Annotated in this window: 14 protein-coding genes; 4 read left to right on the top strand and 10 right to left on the bottom strand. The window is 62.9% G+C overall.

Annotated elements, in window-relative coordinates:
- Nucleotides 1-6: 6 nt before the first annotated feature.
- A complete protein-coding gene (locus tag ACCD03_RS17635) occupies nucleotides 7-756 on the top strand; it encodes a HesA/MoeB/ThiF family protein (protein ID WP_413412415.1) in 750 nt (249 codons plus the stop codon).
- Between the two features lie 66 nt (nucleotides 757-822).
- On the opposite strand, the gene bfr is transcribed toward ACCD03_RS17635, so the two are convergent.
- From bfr to ACCD03_RS17585, 10 genes are all read right to left on the bottom strand, one after another.
- Nucleotides 823-1,302: a bacterioferritin gene (gene bfr / locus ACCD03_RS17630; protein ID WP_253536173.1), complete on the bottom strand. Its 480-nt coding sequence runs from the start codon at nucleotides 1,300-1,302 to the stop codon at nucleotides 823-825.
- A gap of 149 nt (nucleotides 1,303-1,451) precedes the next feature.
- Nucleotides 1,452-1,727 carry a bacterioferritin-associated ferredoxin gene (locus tag ACCD03_RS17625; protein ID WP_024976763.1) on the bottom strand — a complete coding sequence of 92 codons (276 nt, stop codon included), beginning with the start codon at nucleotides 1,725-1,727 and terminating at the stop codon, nucleotides 1,452-1,454.
- A gap of 232 nt (nucleotides 1,728-1,959) precedes the next feature.
- Nucleotides 1,960-3,711 carry a phosphoenolpyruvate--protein phosphotransferase gene (gene ptsP, locus ACCD03_RS17620; protein WP_045202460.1) on the bottom strand — a complete coding sequence of 584 codons (1,752 nt, stop codon included), beginning with the start codon at nucleotides 3,709-3,711 and terminating at the stop codon, nucleotides 1,960-1,962.
- 44 nt (nucleotides 3,712-3,755) lie between these two features.
- Complete coding sequence (locus ACCD03_RS17615; protein ID WP_004637085.1) at nucleotides 3,756-4,025, bottom strand: HPr family phosphocarrier protein; 270 nt, start codon at nucleotides 4,023-4,025, stop codon at nucleotides 3,756-3,758.
- Nucleotides 3,994-4,449 carry a PTS sugar transporter subunit IIA gene (locus tag ACCD03_RS17610; protein ID WP_325648543.1) on the bottom strand — a complete coding sequence of 152 codons (456 nt, stop codon included), beginning with the start codon at nucleotides 4,447-4,449 and terminating at the stop codon, nucleotides 3,994-3,996. The genes ACCD03_RS17615 and ACCD03_RS17610 overlap by 32 nt, the downstream gene beginning before the upstream one ends.
- Before the next feature lie 119 nt (nucleotides 4,450-4,568).
- Nucleotides 4,569-5,540, bottom strand: coding sequence for a glutathione synthase (gshB, locus tag ACCD03_RS17605; RefSeq protein WP_024976766.1), 972 nt, complete (start codon nucleotides 5,538-5,540; stop codon nucleotides 4,569-4,571).
- Nucleotides 5,541-5,571: 31 nt separating this feature from the next.
- Nucleotides 5,572-6,867 (bottom strand): glutamate--cysteine ligase, encoded by a 1,296-nt coding sequence (gene gshA / locus ACCD03_RS17600; protein ID WP_045202456.1) that lies wholly within the window; start codon nucleotides 6,865-6,867, stop codon nucleotides 5,572-5,574.
- Nucleotides 6,868-7,236: 369 nt separating this feature from the next.
- On the bottom strand, nucleotides 7,237-8,778 hold the full coding sequence (locus ACCD03_RS17595; protein ID WP_325648540.1) for an ammonium transporter: 1,542 nt from the start codon (nucleotides 8,776-8,778) through the stop codon (nucleotides 7,237-7,239).
- Between the two features lie 30 nt (nucleotides 8,779-8,808).
- A complete protein-coding gene (locus ACCD03_RS17590) occupies nucleotides 8,809-9,147 on the bottom strand; it encodes a P-II family nitrogen regulator (RefSeq protein ID WP_027678364.1) in 339 nt (112 codons plus the stop codon).
- A gap of 46 nt (nucleotides 9,148-9,193) precedes the next feature.
- Nucleotides 9,194-10,009 carry a TorF family putative porin gene (locus ACCD03_RS17585; RefSeq protein ID WP_325648537.1) on the bottom strand — a complete coding sequence of 272 codons (816 nt, stop codon included), beginning with the start codon at nucleotides 10,007-10,009 and terminating at the stop codon, nucleotides 9,194-9,196.
- A 534-nt stretch (nucleotides 10,010-10,543) separates the two neighbouring features.
- Between ACCD03_RS17585 and ACCD03_RS17580 the strand changes: the two genes are divergently transcribed.
- The 3 genes from ACCD03_RS17580 (at nucleotide 10,544) to ACCD03_RS17570 (ending at nucleotide 13,227) form a co-directional block, all read left to right on the top strand.
- Complete coding sequence (locus ACCD03_RS17580) at nucleotides 10,544-10,801, top strand: accessory factor UbiK family protein (protein WP_024976770.1); 258 nt, start codon at nucleotides 10,544-10,546, stop codon at nucleotides 10,799-10,801.
- Nucleotides 10,802-10,966: 165 nt separating this feature from the next.
- Nucleotides 10,967-11,479 (top strand): hypothetical protein, encoded by a 513-nt coding sequence (locus ACCD03_RS17575; RefSeq protein WP_045202452.1) that lies wholly within the window; start codon nucleotides 10,967-10,969, stop codon nucleotides 11,477-11,479.
- A gap of 215 nt (nucleotides 11,480-11,694) precedes the next feature.
- Nucleotides 11,695-13,227: a YifB family Mg chelatase-like AAA ATPase gene (locus ACCD03_RS17570; protein WP_413412414.1), complete on the top strand. Its 1,533-nt coding sequence runs from the start codon at nucleotides 11,695-11,697 to the stop codon at nucleotides 13,225-13,227.
- Nucleotides 13,228-13,264: the final 37 nt, after the last annotated feature.

The following is a 13,264-nucleotide window of genomic DNA, read 5'->3' as shown; positions in this document are numbered from 1 at the left end:
ACCACCATGAACGACGATCAACTGCTGCGCTACTCGCGCCATATCCTGCTCGACGAAATCGGCATCGAGGGACAGACGCGCCTGCTTGAGGGCCACGCGCTTGTCATCGGTGCGGGCGGGCTGGGCGCTGCGGCCCTGCCCTATCTGGCGGCAGCGGGCGTGGGCACGCTCACCATCGTCGACGACGATACGGTGGACTTGACCAATCTGCAGCGCCAGATCATCCACTCAACGGAATCGGTCGGGCAACCGAAGGTGGCATCCGCGCAGGCGGCCATCGCCCGACTGAACCCGGACGTTCGCGTGAATGCCGTGCAGCGCCGGCTTGATGCGGATGCGATCGTTGCGCTCCTTGATGGCGTGAGCGTGGTACTGGACTGCTCCGATAACTTCGGCACGCGCCAAGCCACCAACCTTGCCTGCGTGCAGGCTAGGGTGCCGCTGGTATCGGGCGCCGCCATCCGCTTTGACGGACAGATCAGCGTGTTCGACAGCCTTGCTGGCGGCCCCTGCTACGCCTGCCTGTTCCCGCCCGACGAGCCTGCACCCGAAGTGGCGTGTGCAACGATGGGCGTGTTCTCACCGCTGGTGGGCATGGTTGGTACGGTACAGGCCGCGGAGGCACTCAAGCTGATTGCCGGCATCGGCCGTTCGCTTGCCGGTCGTCTGCTGATGCTCGACGGTCTATCGATGGAGTGGACGACGATGCGGATCGCGCGCCAGCCGTCATGCCCCGTCTGCGGTGGCACACACTGAAGCGACCGAAAGCACGCAACAAAAAAGGAGGCCAAGGCCTCCTTCTTTTTTGCCGCCTGACGAGACTTACTCGCCCTCGGGCTCCATCTGCGATTGCAGGTAGTTCTGAATGCCAACCTTGTCGATCAGCTCGAGCTGTGTTTCCAGCCAGTCGATGTGCTCTTCAGTGTCATCCAGAATGTCGACCAGGATTTCGCGGCTGACGTAATCCTTCACCGACTCGCAGTAAGCGATGCCCTCGACCACGGTGCCGTGTGCGGCACGCTCCAGCTTCAGGTCACACTCGATGATCTCTTTCGTGTCTTGGCCAATGAAGATCTTGCCGAGGTCCTGCAGGTTGGGCAGGCCGTCGAGCATCAGGATGCGCTCGATCAGGCGATCGGCATGCTTCATCTCGCCAATCGACTCTTTGTACTCATGGTCCGCAATGCGCTTGAGCCCCCAGTGGCCGTACATGCGCGCGTGGAGAAAATACTGGTTGATGGCGGTCAGCTCGTTCTTGAGCTGGGCGTTCAGATATTGGATGACCTTCTTATCGCCTTTCATTCTTGGGGCTCCAGCAAAGTGCAACTGCGGTGATGGACGCACGCACGCGTCCGTTCAAAGCGAGCCCTGTGCCTAGCTAGAAAGCAACAAATGCCACCGAGGCTCAACGCCAGGGCGGCAATTCGCGGCGATAGAAAAAAGACGGGAAATCAGGCAGCCAATGCACCGGGCACGAGGGCCTGATCATTGGCGACGGGCTCGTCGCGACGTTCGATTATGGCATGCGTGCTTGCACGGCCCAAAATCTGATCGACAGGGACACAGCTCACCGCTTCGGCGAGCACCTGCTTGGCGCAGTCCCGGCATTGTCCGCAGCACGTCCCCACGCCGAGCGTTTCAGCGAGTTCGTCCATCGTTGACACACCCAGACGGGCGGCGCCATGGATTTCGCGGTCGGTCACTTGGTTACAGATACAGACGTACACGGGGTTCCTCCGCAGCGCTCAGAACGCGCGCTGTGAAACCAGAATAGCAGAGAATCGAAATGAGAACAATTCTTGTTCGACCCCATTCTGAGCGGAGGGGCATGCAGGTGCAGGCGACCCGTCTTTCCTGAGAAAAACGTGTCATTTCAATCACTTACAGAGAAATTTCGCTCGAAAAAGACGATGCGCCGGCACGACACTCGGTGCAGCCGGCGCTTTACGAACGCTTGAATCAAGCCCGCGCCAGCGCGCTCAGCGCCTCTTCGATTTCGGCCGGTTCGCAGGCGTGCAGCAGGCGCTCCGCTTCGCGCATCAGGCGGGGGCGGTCCGAGCGCAGGATCTGTTGCTTGACGCTCAGCAACTGCGACGGATGCATCGAAAATTCGGTCAGGCCCATGCCCAGCAGCAGGCGTGTCATGGTGGCGTCCCCCGCCATCTCACCGCACACCGAAACCGGCTTGCCCGCCTGATGCGCTTCGCGAATGGTGCGCGCGATCAATTGCAGTACCGCCGGATGCAGCGGGTCGTACAGATGGGCGACCGCGTTGTCGGCACGGTCAATGGCGAGCGTGTACTGGATCAGGTCGTTCGTGCCGATCGAGAGGAAATCCATGCGACGCAGGAACACCGGCAGGATCAGCACGGCGGCCGGAATCTCAATCATGGCGCCGACCTTGATGGCCGGGTCATAGGCTACGCCATCGGCATCGAGCGAAGCCTTGGCGCGTGCCAGCAATTCGAGCGTCTGGTCGATTTCGCGGGCGTGCGCGAGCATCGGCACAAGAATCTTGATGGGCCCAAACGCAGACGCCCGCAACAGCGCGCGCAACTGCGTCAGGAACATTGCCGGCTCCGAGAGCGACCAGCGGATCGCGCGCAAACCCAGCGCCGGATTGGGCGCAGTCTCGAACACGTCGTCGCGGATATCCAGCGGCTTGTCGGCACCAATGTCGATGGTACGAATCGTGACGGGCAAGCCCATCATCGATTCCACGGCGGTGCGGTACGCGCGAAACTGCTCTTCCTCGTCGGGCAGCGCGCCGCGACGGTTCATGAAGAGGAACTCGGAGCGGAAAAGGCCCACGCCCACGGCACCGGCTTTGACGGCCGCGGCCGCATCTTCCGGCATTTCGATGTTCGCGTGCAGATCGATTTGCGTACCGTCGAGCGTGACGGTGGGCGTATGGCGCAGGCGTTCGAGACGCTTCTTCTGCAATTCGCCTTCGCTGCGGCGGTGGCGGTATTCCTCGAGGATCGACGCGCTCGGATCGACGATGACGATGCCGTTGTCGCCGTCAATGACGACGATGTCGTCCTGGCGAATCAGCGTGCTCGCGTTATGCACTCCCACGGCCGCCGGAATGTCGAGGCTGCGCGCCACGATGGCGGTGTGCGAAGTGCGACCGCCCAGGTCGGTCACGAAGCCAGCGAAGGTCTGGCCACGGAACTGCAGCATGTCGGCCGGCGCAATATCGTGCGCCACGACGATCATGCCAGCGTCCGGATCGCAGCCAACCGCCACCGGCGCGGGCGCCAACGCGGGCGCGCCCGCCAGCACCTTCAGAATACGTTCGACCACCTGCTCGATGTCGGCTTTGCGCTCGCGCAGGTATTCGTCTTCGATTTCGCCGAACTGGCGGATCAGCTCTTCAAGTTGCGTTGTGAGCGCCCACTCTGCGTTGTAGCGTCGCTGGCGAATCAACGTCTCTGGCACCTGCGAGAGCAACGCGTCATCCAGAATCATCGCGTGCACGTCGAGGAAGGCGCCCATCTCTTCGGGCACATCGGTGGGCAGATCGCGCTTGAGTGCTGCCAATTCGGTGCGCACGGTGGCGCGGGCACTGCGCAAGCGCTCGACCTCGGCGTCGACCTTGTCTTCGTCGACGAGGTAGTGCGACACATCAAGCGCCGCACGCGCCAGCATGTGGGCGCGGCCAATGGAGATGCCGCGCGAGACCGGAATACCGTGCAGGGTAAAAGGCATAGACGCTGGCCGGAGCGGCGTTGAAGTGGAATGCGGCGGGCGGGTTATTCGCCTTCGCCGAAGCGATCGTTGATGAGCGCGACGAGACCATCCATGGCGTCGTGCTCGTCGGGGCCGTCGATCTCCAGCGTGACGGTGGAACCGATGCCCGCAGCCAGCATCATCACGCCCATGATGCTCTTGGCGTCGACCTGGCGGCCGTTGCGCGACATTTTGATCTGGCTGTCGAACTTGCTGGCGAGCTGCGTGAGTTTGGCGGAGGCGCGGGCATGCAGCCCGAGCTTATTGATGATGGTGATATCCCTCTGCAGCATATTTGTCTGGATGATTGGCAACCTGGTTCTGAACGGCTGTCGAGCCGACCTGCAGTACGCCTTGCGCGCCGCCGGCCAGAGCCTTGGCGGCAAGTTGTTCGAGTTTTTCGGAGCGATAGCAGATGGCGCGCACGAGCATCGGTAGATTCACGCCAGCCAGCACGCGCACGCGGCCCGGATCGGCTAGGCGCGAAGCGATATTGGCGGGCGTGGCCCCGAAGATGTCGGTCAGCACCAGTGCGCCGTTGGCCTCAACGAGTTCGGCGAGCTTGTCGCGCGCCTGAGCCAGCACGGCAGCCGGCTCGGCATCGGGCAGGACATCGATTGCGATCAGCCCTTCGGGCGGACCGCAATAGACGTGTGCAGCGCAATCGCGCAGTGCGCTGGCCAGCGGCGCATGAGCGATGATCAGAATCCCTGCCATGATCGAAAAGCGAATCGGTATAACGCTGATTGTATCAGGGCCATTTGGCGCAATTGAGCGGCCGTGTACCGGACCTCCCCCTTGTGGAGGACCCTCGGCGGAGGGGCCATGCCGCCATATCAGGCGGGCTTGCGCGCCAATCCGCTGCTCTTGCCTGCGGCGCGCTCCAGTGCATCGATGAACATTCCGGCCACATTGAAGCCCGTCTGCTGAGTGATTTCCTGGAAGCACGTCGGGCTGGTGACGTTGACCTCGGTGAGGTAATCCCCAATGACGTCCAGGCCGACGAGCAGCAGGCCGCGTTGCCAGAGCACGGGCGCAAGTGCATGTGCAATCACCTGATCACGCTCGGACAGCGGCTGCGCCTTGCCCGTCCCGCCAGCCGCCAGGTTGCCGCGGACCTCACCGGCCATCGGCACGCGCGCCAACGAATGCGGCACCGGCGAACCGCCGATCAGGAGAATGCGTTTGTCGCCCTCACGGATCGCAGGAATGTACTGCTGAGCCATGATCGTGCGCGCGCCGTTGTCGGTGAGCGATTCGATGACCGCCCCGAGGTTCATGCCATCCGGCCCCACGCGGAAGATGCCCGCGCCGCCCATGCCATCGAGCGGCTTGAAGATGACGTCGCCTTGCTCGGCGTGGAATTCGCGCAGGCGCTTGGCATCGCGCGACACGACGGTCGGCACGGTGAACTCGCGGAACTGCGCGATGGCGAGCTTCTCCGAATGATCACGAATCGCCTGCGGCTTATTGAACACGCGAGCGCCCTGACGTTCGGCAATCTCCAGCAGCCACGTGCTGGTGACGTACTCCATGTCGAACGGCGGGTCCTTGCGCATCAGCACCGCGTCAAAGCCAGTGAGCGGCAGCAGGCGCGCATCACCGGCGCGATACCAGTCGTGCTCGTCGCCGGTAAGGGCAATAGGCGTCGCAACGGTTTCGACCACGTTGTTCGCCAGCGTGAGCTGTGACTGCAGGCACGTGTAGATGGCATAGCCGCGCGCCGCCGCCTCGCGCATCATCGCAAAGGTGGAATCCTTGTAAGTCTTGAACGTCGACAGCGGATCGACGATGAACAGGATGCGCATGGCGGTTCCTTCTGCAGCGGGGTACAGCCGATCAGATCAGCGGGTTAGGGTCGGTCTTCTCAAGTTCGAGCGAGGCAGCCAGCAGCGCCAAGCGCGCCACCACACCGTACATATAGAAGCGGTTCGGCTCGCCGGCGCCCGGCTTGGCATGGCTGTCCGGCAGCGAATTCGACGCAAACGGCAACGGCACGAAATGCATGCCCGGCGCGTTGAGATTCTCGTCCACGCCACGGCCCGTGTGAACCCGGTAGAAACCACCCACCACATAGCGGTCGATCATGTAGACGACGGGCTCGGCCACAGCTTCGTTGATCTTCTCGAAGGTGTGCACGCCTTCCTGCACGATCACCTCGGAAACCTCTAGGCCCTCCTTGACCACGCTCATCTTGTTGCGCTCCTTCCGGTTGAGGCCCTTGACCTCGGAAGGATCGCGCACGGTCATCACGCCCATGCCATAGGTGCCGGCGTCGGCCTTGACCACCACGTATGGGGTCTCGGTCACGCCGTATTCCTTGTACTTCTTGGCGGTTTTCTTGAGCACCGTCTCCACGGCGTGAGCCAGCTCTTCCTCGCCGGCACGCTCATGGAAGTCCAGCCCGCTGCATTTGGTGAAGTACGGGTTGACCATCCACGGGTCGATGTCGATCAGCTTGGCGAACTTCTTCGCCACTTCGTCGTAGGCGGCAAAGTGGTTGGTCTTGCGACGCTGCGACCAGCCGGCATGAAGCGGCGGCAGCAGATATTGTTCGTTGATGTTTTCGAGGATGGGCGGCACGCCGGCTGACAGATCGTTGTTCAGCAGGATCGAGCATGGATCGAAATCTTCCATGCCCAAGCGGCGGCCCTTGGTACCGATGCGCTTGAGCGGCTCGACCACCAGGCGTTGCCCATCAGGCAAGTCGATCGGCGTCGGCTCGGTGATGTCCTCCGAAAGCGATCCAAGGCGCACATTCAGTCCGGCTTGGCGCATGATTTGCGACAGACGCGCCACGTTCTGCAGATAGAACATGTTGCGCGTGTGGCGCTCGGGGATCAGCAGAAGGTTCTTGGCGTCCGGACAGATCTTCTCGATGGCAGCCATGGCGGCCTGCACGGCCAGCGGCAGCATCTCGGGCGCGAGGTTGTTGAAGCCGCCCGGGAACAGGTTCGTGTCGACCGGCGCCAGCTTGAAGCCGGCGTTGCGCAAATCGACGGAACAGTAGAACGGCGGCGTGTGTTCCTGCCATTCCAGGCGGAACCAGCGTTCGATGGCGGGCGTGGCGTCAAGAATCTTCTGCTCGAGCTCGAGCAGCGGCCCGTTCAGCGCGGTGATCAAGTGCGGAACCATACCCTTCCTATTGATGTTATTTATCGCCCACTCCGATTGTAGAGGAACAGGCAATAGCTTGCAGACGACAGCGGGCTATCGATATGCGGTCAGGAGCGGGGATTCGCAAGAGGCGCAGTGCGGCAGTGCAGCAAGCCACACAAAAAAGACGGACAAAAAAAAGCGCGGGGCTGCCGCGCTTGGGGAATAGCCTGACAGATACGGGGAGCGTTCTGCAGGTGGAGGAAACCACGTCTGCAATGTAAGCGCCCGCATAACGAGAGGCAATTGAAGGTTTTTTACATCGGACTTAAGGACGTCCGGCTCGGGGGGGCGGCGTAACAAAAAACCCGGCGCGCAGCCGGGTCTTTTGCAGGATGAGACGGATGATCAGTCTTCGTAGGCGGTTTCGCCGTGCGACGTGATGTCCAGACCCTCGCGCTCCTCTTCTTCCGGCACGCGCAGGCCGACAATGGCATCGACGATCTTGTACGAGATGAACGCCACCACTGCGGACCAGATGACCGTGGTCGCCACGCCCTGGAACTGGATCCACAGTTGGCCGCCGATCGAGTAATCGTCGGCAACCTTGTTGGCGACATAGTCGTAGATGCCGGTGCCGCCGAGGCTCGGTGCCGCGAACACGCCGGTCAGCAGCGCGCCGAGGATACCGCCCACGCCGTGCACACCGAACACGTCCAGCGTGTCGTCCATGCCCAGCATGCGCTTGAGGCCATTCACACCCCACAGGCACAGCAGGCCGGCGATGATGCCGAGCGCGATCGAACCCATCGGGCCGACAAAGCCGGCAGCCGGCGTGATGGCCACAAGGCCAGCCACAGCGCCGGATGCAGCACCCAGCATCGACGGCTTGCTCTTGCCGAACCACTCGCCGAAGCTCCACGACAGCACGGCTGCGGCGGTTGCCAGCAGCGTGTTGACGAAGGCCAGCGCGGCGCTGCCGTTGGCTTCCAGGGCCGAACCGGCGTTGAAGCCGAACCAGCCGAACCACAGCAGCGAAGCACCAACCATCGTCAGCGTCAGGCTGTGCGGCTTGAGCGCCTCACGGCCAAAGCCGATGCGCTTGCCGAACAGGAAGGCACCCACCAGACCCGCCACAGCAGCGTTGATGTGCACCACGGTACCGCCGGCAAAGTCCAGCGCACCCTTCTGGAACAGCCAGCCCGACTTGGCCGTCATCACCTCGGCCGCCTTGGCGTCGGTAAAGCCGTCCGGACCCGGCCAGAACCAGACCATGTGGGCGATCGGCAGGTAGCTGAAGGTGAACCACAACACCACGAACAGCAGGACAGCCGAGAACTTCGCACGTTCGGCGAAGGCGCCGATGATCAGCGCGCAGGTAATCGCCGCAAATGCGCCCTGGAAGGCGAAGTACGCGTATTCCGGTACCACCACGCCCTTGCTGAAGGTGGCGGCCACAGAATCCGGCGTCAGGCCCTTCAGGAACAGACGATCCAGCCCGCCGAAGAACGCGTTGCCCTCGGTGAACGCAAAGCTGTAGCCATAGACGGCCCACAGGATGATGATGAGCGAGAAGATGCCCATGCACTGCATCAGCACGGACAGCATGTTCTTCTTGCGCACCAGACCGCCGTAGAACAGCGCCAGACCGGGCAGCGTCATCAGGATGACGAACGCGGTGGAGATCAGCAGCCACGCCGTGTCGCCCTTGTTGGGAACAGGTGTAGCGGCAGCCGGTGCAGCAGGCGCAGCAGCTGCGGCGGCCGGAGCAGCAGCGGGGGCTGCAGCCGGTGCAGCAGCGGCGGGCTCGGAAGCAGCGGCGGCTGCAACCGGCGCCGATGCTTCAGCCGCCGGCTTGTCCTGTGCAACGGCCGGCGCTGACATCACAGCGCCCGCGAGCACGGCAACGACGGCCCCAGCCGTCAGGAATCGTGTGAACCAGGTTTTCATGTTTTGACCTCTTCCTTGGCGGATTGGGGCTTATAGGGCGTCGCCGCCGGTCTCACCGGTGCGGATGCGGATGACTTGTTCGACCTCGGCCACGAAGATCTTGCCGTCGCCGATCTTGCCGGTGCGCGCAGATTTTTCGATGGCCTCGACGGCGCGCTCGACCACGTCGTCGGGCACGGCCACCTCGATCTTTACTTTAGGCAGGAAGTCGACGATGTACTCCGCGCCGCGGTAAAGCTCGGTATGACCCTTCTGGCGTCCGAAGCCTTTGACTTCCGTGACGGTAATGCCTGACACACCCACTTCGGACAACGCCTCGCGGACCTCGTCGAGCTTGAACGGCTTGATGATGGCCATGATGAGTTTCATGCTGGTTCCTCCTCGGTCGGCGGCACCGGAGCACCGCCGCGCATCGTTATTGGAAAGTCTTGGTGATCGACAGCAGGGCCGTGGCCTTGCCCATGTAGTTGCCACGCGTGTTCGTATAGAACGCGCGCGAAGCGTTCGTATCGATGTAGGCCAGCGAAGCCGCCCAGCCGTTGCCGAAGTCTTTCGTCACACCGACCTTCCAGTCAGCATACGAGGCGCGCACGGTCTGATGCGGCACTTGCTGGTAGCCGGCGTGCAGGTTGAGCGTCAGGCCCCAGAAGCCGGTGTCGAAGTTGCCCGACAAATCGAAGTACTGGCTGTGATGCGAATCAGGCGTGCCGAACAGGTTCGAGAACGCGTGCGAATACTTGAACGTGACCGGGCCGTAGCCGATCTGCGCATAGCCTTCGGTCGTGTGCGGACGCGTGAAACCGTCGGGATAGCTGCCCGGGTAGTAGTACTGGAGCACGCCCACGTCGATCGGCACGTCCTTGACGATCTCGGTCTTGTAGCCGCCGTAAAAGTCCATCTCGATCGGCGCGGAGACGTTCGAGTTCGAATCGCTCAACCAGCTGATCGACGAGTTCCAGTTGCCGATGTAGAAGCCCTCGGGCAACACACCGCCCGGAATGGCGTAGTCAAAACCGCCCTGAATGGCCGGCTTGTTGTTGGTCTGCATGATGCCGCGATAGCGGTATTGGCTGGCCAGCGTGACGTTGGCCGTGAGCGCAGCAGGCGCCGGCGCGGGCGCGGCGGCCGGTGCGTCAGACGCAGGTGCAGACTGCGCGATGGCGGATTGGCTCACACCGGCAACGGCACCGGTCAGGAGTACAAGGCTGGCTGCGTACGCAAACTTCTTCATAACGGCTCTCCCCCTTTAGAAAGTCGCAACGGCGATGGAAAAAAATTCGCTCCAGTTCTGCAACTGTCATGCCATGTCGATGTCGTCGGATTGGAGGGCGTCTTCGGTTACAGCGTCACGCTGCCGCGGCAGCGGAAAGCGGAAGAAATTGGGGACGGGTCGCACGTGGCGGCAATCGCTGCCCGCCAAAGGTTGCTAGACGCGGCTTTCCGTCATGGTGGCTTACCCCGTCATGGCGCGATGAAAACCATGTGATAGAGTGATTTCAGCCTTATGCAGTGGCCTACACGGCCGGGTGCGGAAACTGCGACCCGTCGTTCTGTCCCCGTTTGTGTGGCGCCGCCAATGCCGCATCGCAGCGAGATTTGACGCAAGGTGTGCCGTTCGAAGCGCTCAGCCGGTACCATCGCGGCCGGCAGCACCGAAACCACGCGCCAAGCGCAGACCTTCGCACCACGGCACAGCAATTTCCTCGCACAGTTGCGGTGCATGCACCGGCTTGGCGCAGACAGCACGACCCACGGAGCAAACAACATGAAACCCACCGATCTCTTTTCCGACTTCCAAAACCGCGTGAGCGAAGCGCTGCGTAACTCGCCGGCGGCCGACATCGAAAAGAATGTCCGCGCAATGATGACGCAGGGCTTTTCCAAGCTCGATCTGGTCACGCGTGAGGAATTCGACGTGCAATCGCAAGTGCTGGCGCGTACGCGTGCACGTCTGGAAGAACTCGAAACGCGCGTGGCCGCGCTGGAAGCGCAACTCAAGTCAGCTACCCCGGCTGATCAGTAATCCGCCGGATGTTGCGCCTGGCGCGCATCTGCAAGGCTGCGGTGCCGGCCGCCGCACCCTTGCTGCGGCGCACAGCGAAAAGATCGATGCGCCGCCTTGTTGCGGCTGACGAACTGATCTAGAACGTCCTTAAGGCGCGCGCGCACCGCGCTTGAGGAGAAGATCATGCAACATCGTCTCTACTTCCTGATGCCGGACGTCGTCAGCGCCCGGCGCGTGATGAACGACCTCCTGCTGGCGCGCATCACCGAGCGCCACATCCACTTCGTCTCCAAGCCCGGCGTCGATCTGACCGGCCTGCACGAAGCCAACATCCTCCAGACTTCGGACATCGTCCACGCCACCCAGAATGGGCTGGTGATCGGCGGGGGTGCGGGCGTGCTGGCGGGCATCGTGGCAGCGATCTTTCCGATCATCGGCGAAGGGCCGCAGTGGGGCATGGTCGGCATTACCACCGTCGTTGGTGCGCTGTTTGGCGCCTGGGCCTCGAGCATGATCGGCAGCTCGGTGCCCAACAGCCGCCTGAAACCGTTCAAGCAGGCAGTGGAGGATGGGCAGATCCTGCTGATGGTCGATGTGCCGCGCTCGCGCGTGAAAGAGGTACGCGCGCTGCTGCAGAAGACGCATCCCGAAGGCCACTTCAGCGGCGAAGACACGGCCATGCCGGCCTTCCCGTGAGTTGATCTGCCGACAACGAAGCCGGAGCCCAGTGCTCCGGTTTTTTTTCGCTCGTTTCTCATGCCAACGACGATCGTCAAATTTGGATGCCGGTGAACATGGCGGCGCAACGCGGCTGGCACAGTGGAGGGTTCCGCAACCGCCACGCTCCGCCACGCCATGCACCGATACCACGCCCTCCGCCTTGCTCGTGAGTTCTCTCGGAGGATCCCGCGATGAGCCTTGCTGTACTGCGTTCGCGCGCGCTCTCGGGGATCGATGCACCGGCCGTCTCGGTGGAGGTCCATCTGGCGAATGGCCTGCCATCGTTCACCATCGTCGGCCTGCCCGACACCGAGGTGAAGGAGAGCAAGGATCGCGTACGGGCGGCGATCCAGAACAGCCGCTTTGAATTTCCGGCACGGCGCATCACCGTTAACCTGGCGCCCGCGGATCTCCCGAAAGAATCGGGCCGGTTCGACTTGGCGATCGCGCTGGGAATCCTCGCCGCGAGCCGCCAGATTCCGCACACGCATCTGGACGCACATGAGTTTGCGGGCGAGCTGTCGCTGTCCGGAGATCTGCGGCCGATTCGCGGGGCGCTGGCGATGGCGTATGCGCTATCGCGCAACCCCGTCCTCGCCGACGGCGACACACCGCTTGCCCGCGCCTTCGTACTGCCCACCGAGAACGCCGCCGAAGCCGCGCTCGTAAGCGGCACAAAAGTCCTTCCTGCACGCACGCTCATCGAGGTGTGCGACCACCTGAGCGCACCGGACCGCAAGCTCGCCCCCGCGTTGCCTGCGCCGGTCGACGCGGACATCCGCTATCCCGACTTGGCTGACGTGCGCGGGCAGCCGCAAGCGCGGCGCGCGTTGGAAGTGGCCGCCGCCGGCGGTCATTCCATGCTGATGATCGGGCCGCCCGGCACCGGAAAATCGATGCTCGCGCAACGGTTTCCCGGTTTGCTGCCGGACATGAGCGACGACGAAGCGCTTTCCGCTGCCGCCGTGATGAGCCTGACCACGCGCGGCTTCGACGCGCGGCGCTGGAAAGTGCGGCCGTTCCGTTCGCCGCACCACACGGCGTCTGCGGTGGCGATGGTGGGCGGGGGCAATACGCCAAGGCCGGGCGAAATCTCGCTAGCGCATCAGGGCGTGTTATTCCTTGACGAACTTCCAGAGTTCGAGCGCCGCGTGCTCGAAGTCCTGCGTGAGCCATTGGAGACAGGCCACATCACCATCTCACGCGCCGCGCATCAGACAGACTTCCCTGCCAGCTTCCAACTGATTGCCGCAATGAACCCGTGCCCGTGCGGTTATCGCGGGCATCCGTTGCGGGCGTGCCGCTGCACGCCGGATCAAGTGGAGCGATACCAGGCGCGCATTTCGGGGCCGCTGCTGGATCGCATCGATGTGCAGATCGAAGTGCCGACACCCTCGCAGGAAGAGTTGCTCGACGGGCCGCGTGGCGAACCGACGCTCAACGTGGCCGAGCGGGTTTCTGCTGCGCACGCGCGACAACTTGCACGGCAAGGCAAGCGCAACGCCTTGCTGGGCGGTCACGAAATCGATCTGCATTGCAGCCGCACCGATGCGGCCGATGGCTTGCTGCGCCACGCGATGACGCGCTTTTCGTGGTCCGCCCGCGCCTATGCGCGCGTGCTCAAGCTCGCCCGCACGATTGCCGACCTGTCAGGCGATGAGCGGATCGATGCAGCGCATGTGGGCGAGGCAATTCAGTATCGACGCGGGGTGAAGGCGGATTAGCCTTCATCCACGCGCTGCGCCTTCAACCCAGTTGGCG

Source organism: Ralstonia sp. Ralssp135 (genome assembly GCF_047304345.1).
GTDB lineage: Bacteria > Pseudomonadota > Gammaproteobacteria > Burkholderiales > Burkholderiaceae > Ralstonia > Ralstonia chuxiongensis.
This window is presented reverse-complemented; position numbering and strand designations above follow the sequence as displayed.

What these genes read in the sequence shown, in the direction of transcription:
- ACCD03_RS17635 (WP_413412415.1), top strand. Translation starts at nt 7, where the DNA reads ATGAACGACGATCAACTGCTGCGCTACTCGCGCCATATCCTGCTCGAC.
- bfr (WP_253536173.1), bottom strand. Translation starts at nt 1,302, where the DNA reads ATGAAAGGCGATAAGAAGGTCATCCAATATCTGAACGCCCAGCTCAAG.
- ptsP (WP_045202460.1), bottom strand. Translation starts at nt 3,711, where the DNA reads ATGCCTTTTACCCTGCACGGTATTCCGGTCTCGCGCGGCATCTCCATT.
- ACCD03_RS17615 (WP_004637085.1), bottom strand. Translation starts at nt 4,025, where the DNA reads ATGCTGCAGAGGGATATCACCATCATCAATAAGCTCGGGCTGCATGCC.
- ACCD03_RS17610 (WP_325648543.1), bottom strand. Translation starts at nt 4,449, where the DNA reads ATGGCAGGGATTCTGATCATCGCTCATGCGCCGCTGGCCAGCGCACTG.
- gshB (WP_024976766.1), bottom strand. Translation starts at nt 5,540, where the DNA reads ATGCGCATCCTGTTCATCGTCGATCCGCTGTCGACGTTCAAGACTTAC.
- gshA (WP_045202456.1), bottom strand. Translation starts at nt 6,867, where the DNA reads ATGGTTCCGCACTTGATCACCGCGCTGAACGGGCCGCTGCTCGAGCTC.
- ACCD03_RS17595 (WP_325648540.1), bottom strand. Translation starts at nt 8,778, where the DNA reads ATGAAAACCTGGTTCACACGATTCCTGACGGCTGGGGCCGTCGTTGCC.
- ACCD03_RS17590 (WP_027678364.1), bottom strand. Translation starts at nt 9,147, where the DNA reads ATGAAACTCATCATGGCCATCATCAAGCCGTTCAAGCTCGACGAGGTC.
- ACCD03_RS17585 (WP_325648537.1), bottom strand. Translation starts at nt 10,009, where the DNA reads ATGAAGAAGTTTGCGTACGCAGCCAGCCTTGTACTCCTGACCGGTGCC.
- ACCD03_RS17580 (WP_024976770.1), top strand. Translation starts at nt 10,544, where the DNA reads ATGAAACCCACCGATCTCTTTTCCGACTTCCAAAACCGCGTGAGCGAA.
- ACCD03_RS17575 (WP_045202452.1), top strand. Translation starts at nt 10,967, where the DNA reads ATGCAACATCGTCTCTACTTCCTGATGCCGGACGTCGTCAGCGCCCGG.
- ACCD03_RS17570 (WP_413412414.1), top strand. Translation starts at nt 11,695, where the DNA reads ATGAGCCTTGCTGTACTGCGTTCGCGCGCGCTCTCGGGGATCGATGCA.